Raw genomic sequence first — 8,579 nt, 5'->3', positions numbered from 1 at the left:
GCCGTGGTCCCGGGCCGGGACCGCGGCCGGAGCGGCGCTGTCGGTGGGCTGCGGTACGTTGCGTGCGATCGGAAGCGACGGCGGGGCGGCGGGAACGGGGGCACGGCGATGACCGGGCTGGTGACGGAGGAGCCGGTCGAGCTCCAGCTGGAGCGGTACCGGACGGAACTGACCGGGTACTGCTACCGCATGCTCGGCTCGGTCTTCGAGGCCGAGGACGCGGTGCAGGACACCATGGTCCGCGCCTGGCGCGGCCACAAGGGCTTCGAGGGCCGCGCCGCGCTGCGCTCCTGGCTCTACCGGATCGCCACCAACGTCTGCCTGGACGCGCTGAACGGCCGCAACGCCCGGGCCCGGCCGATGGACCTGGCCGGCCCGTCCACCGTGGCCACCGCCACCGACGCCCGGCTGCCCGAGGTCACCTGGGTCGGCCCGGCGCCGGACGGCCGGGTGCTGCCGGAGACGGCCGACCCGGCCGAGGTGGCCGCGCAGCGCGACTCGGTGCGGCTGGCGCTGGTCGCCGCGCTCCAGCGGCTGGCGCCCCGGCAGCGGGCGGTGCTCATCCTGCGCGAGGTGCTGGGCTGGCGGGCCGGCGAGGTGGCCGAACTGCTCGGCGTCACGGTCGCCTCGGTGAACAGCGCGCTCCAGCGGGCCCGGGCCGCGCTCGCCGCCGACCCCGCCGCGGCCCGGCCGGCCCCGGAGCTGGACGAGGACCACCGGGCGCTGCTGGCCCGGTACGTCACCGCCTTCGAGGCGTACGACATGGACGGTCTGGCGGCGCTGCTGCACGAGGACGTCACGCTCAACATGCCGCCGTTCTCGCTGTGGCTCACGGGGCACGCGGACATCCGGGAGTGGATGCTCGGCCCGGGGATCGGCTGCCGGGGCTCGCGGCTGCTGCCGGTGGAGGCCAACGGCGGTCCGGCGTTCGGCCAGTACCGGCCGAGCCCGGAGGGCGGGCACGAGCCGTGGTCGCTGATCGTGCCGGAGGTCTCAGGGGGCCGGATCACGGGGCTCACCAACTTCCTCGACACCGACGTGCTCTTCCCGCTCTTCGGTCTGCCGCCCCGGCTGCCCGCCGGGGAGTGACGCGTCCTCCCCGGCGGGCAGGACGGCGGCCAGCCCGCTGAACGCGAGCAGTTCGCGCAGCGGGCCGCTCGCGTTGCGCAGGACGAGGCGGACGCCGTGCCGGGCGGCGGCGAGCCGCAGCCGGGCCAGGGCGTCGACGACGGCCAGGTCGGGGGCGCTCAGGGCGGCGAGGTCGCAGCTGAGCGGACGGTCGGCGGGGGCGTGCGGTTCGGTCTTCACCCAGGGGAGACCGGTCGGGCGGCCCGGTCTCATCGCCCACCGGAAGGATTTCCGGAGGAATTCCGCCGGGGAGCGATGAGTTTCCGGCGGCTCCCGGGTCTACCCCTGTGAAAGCGCGGCACCGAGCGGCGCGTCCACCGAACTGAGGGAACAGACACCATGACCGAGAACCTCGGCACCCTGGCCATCGTCCGCGAGCTGCCCGCCGCCCCGGCGGAGGTGTTCCGGGCGTACGTCGAGCCCGAGCGGTTCGTCCGCTTCTGGGGCCCGGTCGGCACCCACGTGCCGCTGGACACGGTGACCATCGAGCCGCAGGTCGGCGGGCGCTTCGACAGCACGATGGTGATCGAGGCGACCGGTGACCGGTACCCGCTGCGCGGCCGGTTCACCGCGGTCCGCGAGGGCGAGCTGCTGGAGTTCGTCGAGGAGGGCATCGGCCTCACCGGCCGGATCACCCTGACCGACCTCGGCGGGGGCCGGACCCGGCTGCTCCTGGAGCAGGAGGACGTTCCGGCGATGTTCCTCGGCCCGGAGGCCGAGGCCGGTCACAACTCCAGCCTCGACCGGCTGGTCGAGCACCTCGCCGCCCGGAGCTGACGGAACCCGCTGAACCCCTGGAACCTGCGGACCGGAAGGAGCGGGCGGAACCGGTGACGGCGGACCGGGCGGTGCCGGCGGAGCCGCCCGGCCCCGGCGGCTGGCAGAGTGGGGGCGCATCGTGTTCCCGCGTCCGAGGAGGTCCCGCCGTGTCGGTCGAGCCGTTGAAGTCCCGTGAGGAATGGCTGGCCTCGCTGCCGCGGATCTACTCGGCGGCGGGGTGCGTCCTGCGGGACGGGTCCGGGCGGATCCTGCTGGTCAAGGCCGGCTACCGGGAGCACTGGCAGTTCCCCGGCGGGACGATCGACCGGGGCGAGGGCCCGGCCGAGTGCGCGGCCAGGGAACTGCTGGAGGAGACCGGGATCGTCCGGGAGGCCGGGGCCCTGCTGGCCGTCTCCTGGACCCATCCCTCGGAGGAGCTCGACCATCCGGCCGGGCACTTCCTGTTCGACTTCGGCACCGTCCCGGACGGCACCCCCGTGACCGTCCCGGCCGGCGAACTGGACGACCACCGCTGGGTCGAGGACGAGCAGGCGCTCGAACTGCTGGGCCCCGCCCGGTCGTTGCGGCTGCGTGCGGCGCTGGAGGCGGCGGCGGACGGGCGGGTGCGGATCATCGCCACTCAGGTGTCCGGTTTCTGACCGGGACCGGTGTCCCGGGGGCCGCGCCCGTCCCGCGGCCCCCGGAACGGTCCGGTCAGGCCTGCGGCCCGTCGGTGCTTGAGGCGAGGAAGGCGGCGAGCAGCTCGCTGACGAACCGCTCGGTCTCCTCCTTCTCCACGCCGAGGTCGTCCAGCACCCCGGCGCCGTTCTCCAGCTCCAGCAGGGCGAGCAGGATGTGCTCGGTGCCGACGTAGTTGTGGCCGAGCTTCAGCGCCTCCCGGAAGGTCAGCTCCAGGGCCTTCTTGCCGCGGGCGTCGTAGGGGATGAGCGCCGGCACCTCGGCGGCCGGGGCCGGCAGCGCCGCCGCGGCGGCCGTGCGGAGCGCCTCCGGGGTGACGCCCTGGGCGGCGAGCGCGCGCACGGCCAGGCCGTCGGGCTCGGCGAGCAGGCCGAGCACCAGGTGCTCGGCGCCGATCTCGGCGTTGCCGGCCTGGCGGGCCTCCTCCTGGGAGGCCATCACGACATGCCGGGCCCGGTCGGTGAACCGGCCGAAGCCCTGGCTCGGGTCGAGGTCGTTGGGGGTGGCCGGGTCCTTGGGGACGAAGCGCTTCTGGGCGGCCTGCTTGCTGACGCCCATGCTGCGGCCGATGTCCGTCCAGGAGGCACCGGAGCGGCGGGCCTGGTCGACGAAGTGGCCGATGAGGTGGTCGGCGAGGTCACCGAGGTGGTCGGCCGCGATGACCGCGTCGGAGAGCTGGTCGAGCGCGTCGGGGTGGATCTTCTTGATCGCGTCGATCAGATCGTCGAGGCGCAGCGGAGTGGTCTTGGGAACGATCGGATTCTCCATAGCGTCAACCGTAGGTTGTCGACCCCGAGGTCGTCAACCATCAGTTGACGCTATGGCGAGTTGGTTCGCTACCGCTTCTCCCAGACGTAGGCCGCCGAGACCGGGTGACTGCGGTACTTCGCCCACTTCGGCTTGAGCGCTACCCATGCGTCGTCCACCAGCGCCTCCGTCATCCCGGTCAGGGTCCAGCCGGCGGCGAGGCCCGCCGTGAGGTGGTCGGAGACCAGGTGGACGTGGGTGGTGATGGCGACCTCCGCACCGTCCGCGCCGGTGAAGTGGGTCGGCATGCCGGCCGCCATGATGAAGGCGGGGTGCAGGCCGACCAGGACGCACCGCCCGCCCGGACGGGCCAGCCGGAAGGCCTCGCGGTAGTACGGGCCGAGGTCGGCGAGGTGCTCGTCGACGAGCGAGGAGATCACCAGGTCGTACCGGCCGGCCGCGAGGCCGGTGGCGGTGACGTCCCCCTCGGTGAGGCTGTCGTGCGCGCCCCGCTCACGGGCCTTCGCGAGCATCTCCGGCGTGAGGTCCACGCCGTCCAGCACCAGGCCCTCGGCGGCCCTGCCGCGCAGCCACGCCCCCGTCCGGCCGGTGCCGCACCCGAGGTCGGCGGCCCGGCGGACCCGTGACCAGGCGGGGGCGGTGAGCCGGTCGAGGACGGCGAGGTCCATCGCGTCCTCGACGGTCTGCTCGTAGGTGTCGACCCAGCCGGCGTAACCGGTGCGGACGTCCACGGTCGGGTAGTTGCGGGTGTCGAAGTCGGAGAAGTCCACCATGCCCGGCAGTATCGGGCGCGGGCCGGGTCGGCGGCGAACGATTAACGCACCGGATCCGCCGCCCTGCCGGACCGCGGATCCGGTGCCCCGGAGGGCTGTCCGGCCGGCCGGCCGCCGCACTGTCCGGTGGCCGTCGGGACCGCCCCGCGCGGCCGGGTCACCCCGTGGGCCGGCTTCCCCGGCCTCTCCCGCCGCCGCAGCCCCCGGCTCCTGCGGCCCCCGGCCGGGTCGCGCCACCGCCCGCCCGGGGCACGGCCGTTCGTCAGGCGGCCAGCAGGCGCGACCGGACGGCGGCGAGGTCCTCGGGGGTGACGCCCGCGGCGAGCAGCCGGGCCTCGGGGTCGAAGCCGGCGAGGGCGGCGGTGACGGCCTCCTCGGCGGTGGTGCCGGCCTCGGCGAGGACGGCGTCGATGCGGCGGTACTGGTCGGGGAGGCCGAGCATGCCGTAGAGCGGCCGGACGTTGGGGGCGCTGAGCAGGTAGTCGGCGACGATCGCGGAGGGCTCGGTGCCGGCGAGGGCGAGCAGCAGCAGGGCGGCCAGCCCGGTGCGGTCGCGGCCGGCCCCGCAGTGGACGACCAGACCGCCGGGGTGGGCGCCGGCGATGGTGGTGATCAGCTCGGCGGCGGCGTGCGGGCAGTGGTCCAGGTAGGGGCGCAGGGCGAGCGGGGTGCCGTCGAGGTGTCCGTAGGTCTCCCACCAGGCGCGGCCGGCGAGTGCGTCCAGCGGGACGCGGACCAGCTCGACGTTCCCGGGCAGCGGGAGGAGCGGCTTGTACTCCTCGATGTTGCGCAGGTCGACGACGGTGCGCACGCCGTGGTCGAGGAGGGCGTCCCAGCCCTCGGCGGTGAGACGGTCCAGGTTGTCGGCGCGGACGACGGCGCCGCGGGTGGTGCGGGTGCCGGCGGAGGTGGGCAGTCCGCCCAGGTCGCGGACGTTGAGGCAGCCGTCCCAGACCAGCGTGCGTTCCTCGGTGGCGGTGGTCTGCGCGTCGGTCCGGCTCATCGGTTCCCCGTTTCCTCGTCGAGGGGGTCCCGTTACCCCCTCGTTATAAGAGGACTGTCGGTGGTGCGGGATGGTTCCTGGGATGGTCGGACAGTCGGTCCGGATAGACCGATGGGCGGACGGCGCACCGGGCGGGGCGGGCCCGGGCCCGCGGGGTGCGCCTCAGTCGCGGCCGAAGTCCCAGAGCGGCCGGCCGAGGGTGTCCGCGCAGCGCACGACGTCGAAGCGTTCGTCCTGCGCCGAGAGGAACCCCCGGGCGACGCCGCGCAGCACGGTGCGGGCGGCCGCGTCCGAACGCGTCCAGGCGCCGGTGAGCACGAGGGCGCCGGCGAGGAGTTCGGCGCGCTGGATCCGGGCGACCGGCACGGCCGCCAGGGTGGCGTTGACCTGCTCCAGGTCGGCGGGGGAGAGGTACGTCCCGTCGCCGTCGCCTCCGCCGCCGCGGTCGCGTTCGGCCCGGCGGCGCAGTTCGGGCAGTCCGTAGTGGCGGACGGCGGCGACCGAGTCCTCCAGGGCGACCCGCCAGCGCGGTCCGGGCAGCACCTCCCACCAGACGTCCTCGCCGACCGGCAGCAGTTCGCCGATCCTGGCCCGCCAGGCCTCGATGCCGTAGACGGCACGCGGATCCGGGCGGGGGCCGGGGAGCGCCGCGGCCGCCCAGTCGGTGCGGCGGACCAGGCTGAGGTCGACGGTGTAGCGCAGCCGGCCGTCGGTGCCCTGCTCGACCAGACCGAGCAGGGCCCAGTGGGCCGGGTCGGGGAGGACGAAGGTCCGCGGCCCGCCGGTCAGGCCCAGGAGGCGGAGGGCCGGCGCCAGGTGGTCGCGCAGGCCGCGCTCGTAGAGCTCGTGGGCGGTGGTCATGGCGGTCCTGAGGTGCTGGGAGCGGGGAGGCGGCCGGGGGCGCCCGCGGCGCGCGAAAGGGCGGCGAGGGGGGCGCGGGCGGCATCGACCGGAATGGATCGTTCACCTACAACGTAGGTGAACGGCCGATTTGATTGCCACAGGCGAAGGCCGGTGACCAGCAGGACCTTCGACCCGAAGGCGAAGCATCGGCGATCCCGCTTCCCGGCCCTCGGGGCCCCGGCCGGGGAGGCCGGCGGCGGTCCCGGCGCACCGGGCCGGGACGTTCGCCCGGATGGCCCATGATGTGACGGGTGCAGAGTGCAGAACGCCCCGGAGCGGGCAGCGACAGGCCCGCCGGCCCGTCCGGACCGGTCACGACGTCAGGCCCGCCACCCGGTCCGCCCGTACGGGCGGCCTCCGAACCCGTCGATCTGACCGAGGCGGTCCGGGCCGCGCAGGGCGGGGACGAGGAGGCGTTCCGGCTCCTGTTCCGCAGCGTCCAGCCGGGTCTGCTCCGCTACCTGCGGGCGCTGGTCGGCGGCCGGCCCGAGGACGCCCAGGACGCCGAGGACATCGCCTCCGAGGCCTGGCTGCAGATCGCCCGGGACCTCGGCACCTTCAGCGGCGACGGGGACGGCTTTCGCGGCTGGGCGGCGACCGTGGCCCGCAACCGGGCGCTGGACCACCTGCGGGCCCGCCGGCGCCGGCCGGTCGCCGACCTGCCCTTCGAGTTCCTCTTCGACCGGGCGGCCGGGGACGACACCGCGGGGGCGGCGCTCGCCTCCGTCGGCACCTCGGACGCGCTGGCGCTGATCTCCCGGCTGCCCCGGGACCAGGCCGAGGCGGTGCTGCTCCGGGTGGTGATGGAACTGGACGCGGAGAGCGCGGCGCAGGTGCTCGGCAAGCGGGCCGGCACCGTCAGGATGGCCGCGCACCGGGGGCTGAAGCGGCTCGCCAAGCTGCTGGAGCAGCCCCGTCCGGGGGCGGCGGGCACGGACGCGGCAGGCTCCGCCGTCCCGGCCGCGCGGTCGGGACGGGACGGCGGCCCGGCCGCCGGCGGCGCCCCGGCGGCGGCCGGGGCGGCCGGTGCCGGGTCGCCGCGGAAGGGCTTCGGGAGGGCCAGGAAGAAAAACTCTCCGCAGGGTGTGACAGAACGCCGGGCCGCGACGCTGAAGGACATGAGATGAGCACCAACCGATCCCGTCGGATCGACCGTGACACCGCCGAGCGACTGCTCGCCGGTGCCGTGGGCGGCCCGTCGGACGGGCAGGACGCCTCGCTCACCGGCCCGGACGGCAGCACTGGGCGTACGGGGGTTGCCCGTGTGCTCGCCGCCGCCGCGGCTCCGGCGACGCGGGGTGAACTGGCCGGGGAGGAAGCGGCCCTGGCCGCCTTCCGGGAGGCCCGTCTCGCGCCCGTCCCAGCAGTACCCGCATCCGCACCCGTCCGGAGAGGTCCGATGGCAACCGCCGCGCTGACGAAGGCCTTCAGTACGAAGGCCGTCGCCGTCGTGCTCGGTGCCACGGCGCTCGGCGGGGTCGCGGTCGCGGCCGGGACGGGCAATCTGCCGTCGGCTCTGGGAGGCGGTTCGGACGAGCCGGACCGGCGTGTGGTCGCCCCGGTGACGTCCGCCCCGCCGTCCACCCCGGCGACCCCGTCCGGAGCGGCGACCGGGTCGGCGCCCCCGTCGTCCGGCCCCGGTCCGACCGCCGGTGCGTCCGGCACGCCCTCCGGTACCCCGTCGGGCAGTCCGCCGGGCAGCCCGGCCGCCGTGGCACCGTCGGTTCCGGCCGACCGCCCGCGGACGCCGGGGACGCCCGTGCCGTCGGCGGACGGGCGCGGGCCGTCGAACCCGGCGGCGCTGGCCGCGCTCTGCAAGGCGTTCACCGACCGGTCGGGCAAGGGCGAACGCCCGCGCGCACTGGTCACGGACCCCCAGTTCGGCGGGCTGGTCGCCGCGGCCGGCGGCCCGGACGAGGTCGAGCAGTACTGCGCGCGGACCCTCCGCGGCGCGGGCGACGACGGCCACCAGGGCGGCAGTGGACAGTCCAGGCCCGGCGGCTCCACCAACGGGTCGGGGAACGGCCAGGGGAACGGTTCCGCGAACGGCAACGGCTTCGGCAACAGCGGTGGCGGCACGGGCTCCGGCGAGAACGGCGGCGGCCCGGGCAAGGCGACCAAGGGAGCCGGCCCGGCGGCCCCGACCCAGTCCGGACCCGGAGCCCTCACCGGCTCCGTGCCGGAGCTGTCGGCCGTACCACCGGTACCGACGGCACCGACCGCACCATCGGGCTCCGTCCGTCCGAAGACCACCGACCACGCCGGCGGACCCGACGGGAGCCCGGCCGGGAGGTGACCCGATCTCCGGATGGGCGGCGAGCGAATCCCCCCGGGCCCGTCGCTCATCCGGACCGTTCCACCCCGCACCACCGCACCGACCGCAGCACCGGCAGGACCCGCACCACCGCAGTACCCCGCACCACCCGAGACTCCGGGTGGCCGGTCGGCTCCCCCGTGCCCACCGTCCATCCGGCCGGCCCCGACCGGACCGGCAGGCGCACCCCCCGGACGCGCCTGCCGGTCCGGCGGGGCCGGACCTCCGGTCC

At 75.8% G+C, this 8,579-nt stretch carries 10 protein-coding genes; 5 read left to right on the top strand and 5 right to left on the bottom strand.

Annotated elements, in window-relative coordinates:
- The first annotated feature begins 108 nt into the window (after positions 1-108).
- Complete coding sequence (locus tag ACFCX4_RS31935) at positions 109-1,089, top strand: sigma-70 family RNA polymerase sigma factor (protein ID WP_376150192.1); 981 nt, start codon at positions 109-111, stop codon at positions 1,087-1,089.
- Here ACFCX4_RS31935 and ACFCX4_RS31930 read toward each other — a convergent pair.
- Complete coding sequence (locus tag ACFCX4_RS31930; RefSeq protein ID WP_376150190.1) at positions 994-1,308, bottom strand: STAS domain-containing protein; 315 nt, start codon at positions 1,306-1,308, stop codon at positions 994-996. The genes ACFCX4_RS31935 and ACFCX4_RS31930 overlap by 96 nt on opposite strands.
- 159 nt (positions 1,309-1,467) lie before the next feature.
- On the opposite strand from ACFCX4_RS31930, the gene ACFCX4_RS31925 reads away from it, so the two are divergent.
- Together ACFCX4_RS31925 and ACFCX4_RS31920 are read left to right on the top strand one after the other, a co-directional pair.
- Positions 1,468-1,905 (top strand): SRPBCC domain-containing protein, encoded by a 438-nt coding sequence (locus ACFCX4_RS31925; RefSeq protein ID WP_376150188.1) that lies wholly within the window; start codon positions 1,468-1,470, stop codon positions 1,903-1,905.
- Between the two features lie 149 nt (positions 1,906-2,054).
- Entirely contained in the window at positions 2,055-2,546 is a 492-nt protein-coding gene (locus tag ACFCX4_RS31920; RefSeq protein WP_376150186.1) for an NUDIX domain-containing protein, read from the top strand.
- Positions 2,547-2,601: 55 nt separating this feature from the next.
- Here ACFCX4_RS31920 and ACFCX4_RS31915 read toward each other — a convergent pair whose 3' ends face one another.
- From ACFCX4_RS31915 to ACFCX4_RS31900, 4 genes are all read right to left on the bottom strand, one after another.
- Positions 2,602-3,354: a Clp protease N-terminal domain-containing protein gene (locus ACFCX4_RS31915; protein ID WP_376150184.1), complete on the bottom strand. Its 753-nt coding sequence runs from the start codon at positions 3,352-3,354 to the stop codon at positions 2,602-2,604.
- 68 nt (positions 3,355-3,422) lie between these two features.
- Positions 3,423-4,127, bottom strand: a complete 705-nt coding sequence (locus ACFCX4_RS31910; RefSeq protein WP_376150182.1) for a class I SAM-dependent DNA methyltransferase — start codon at positions 4,125-4,127, stop codon at positions 3,423-3,425.
- A gap of 262 nt (positions 4,128-4,389) precedes the next feature.
- Positions 4,390-5,130, bottom strand: coding sequence for a tyrosine-protein phosphatase (locus ACFCX4_RS31905; RefSeq protein ID WP_376150180.1), 741 nt, complete (start codon positions 5,128-5,130; stop codon positions 4,390-4,392).
- A gap of 162 nt (positions 5,131-5,292) precedes the next feature.
- Positions 5,293-5,991 (bottom strand): hypothetical protein, encoded by a 699-nt coding sequence (locus ACFCX4_RS31900; RefSeq protein ID WP_376150178.1) that lies wholly within the window; start codon positions 5,989-5,991, stop codon positions 5,293-5,295.
- 293 nt (positions 5,992-6,284) lie between these two features.
- On the opposite strand from ACFCX4_RS31900, the gene ACFCX4_RS31895 reads away from it, so the two are divergent.
- Together ACFCX4_RS31895 and ACFCX4_RS31890 are read left to right on the top strand one after the other, a co-directional pair.
- Complete coding sequence (locus tag ACFCX4_RS31895; RefSeq protein ID WP_376150176.1) at positions 6,285-7,160, top strand: RNA polymerase sigma factor; 876 nt, start codon at positions 6,285-6,287, stop codon at positions 7,158-7,160.
- A 272-nt stretch (positions 7,161-7,432) separates the two neighbouring features.
- Complete coding sequence (locus ACFCX4_RS31890; RefSeq protein ID WP_376150174.1) at positions 7,433-8,329, top strand: hypothetical protein; 897 nt, start codon at positions 7,433-7,435, stop codon at positions 8,327-8,329.
- Positions 8,330-8,579: the final 250 nt, after the last annotated feature.

The organism is Kitasatospora sp. NPDC056327 (genome assembly GCF_042261735.1).
Classification (GTDB): Bacteria; Actinomycetota; Actinomycetes; order Streptomycetales; family Streptomycetaceae; genus Kitasatospora.
The sequence above is the reverse complement of the archived record's forward strand: the minus strand, read 5'-3'. Positions and strand labels throughout refer to the sequence as shown.

What these genes read in the sequence shown, in the direction of transcription:
- ACFCX4_RS31925 (WP_376150188.1), top strand. Translation starts at nt 1,468, where the DNA reads ATGACCGAGAACCTCGGCACCCTGGCCATCGTCCGCGAGCTGCCCGCC.
- ACFCX4_RS31935 (WP_376150192.1), top strand. Translation starts at nt 109, where the DNA reads ATGACCGGGCTGGTGACGGAGGAGCCGGTCGAGCTCCAGCTGGAGCGG.
- ACFCX4_RS31890 (WP_376150174.1), top strand. Translation starts at nt 7,433, where the DNA reads ATGGCAACCGCCGCGCTGACGAAGGCCTTCAGTACGAAGGCCGTCGCC.
- ACFCX4_RS31910 (WP_376150182.1), bottom strand. Translation starts at nt 4,127, where the DNA reads ATGGTGGACTTCTCCGACTTCGACACCCGCAACTACCCGACCGTGGAC.
- ACFCX4_RS31900 (WP_376150178.1), bottom strand. Translation starts at nt 5,991, where the DNA reads ATGACCACCGCCCACGAGCTCTACGAGCGCGGCCTGCGCGACCACCTG.
- ACFCX4_RS31905 (WP_376150180.1), bottom strand. Translation starts at nt 5,130, where the DNA reads ATGAGCCGGACCGACGCGCAGACCACCGCCACCGAGGAACGCACGCTG.
- ACFCX4_RS31915 (WP_376150184.1), bottom strand. Translation starts at nt 3,354, where the DNA reads ATGGAGAATCCGATCGTTCCCAAGACCACTCCGCTGCGCCTCGACGAT.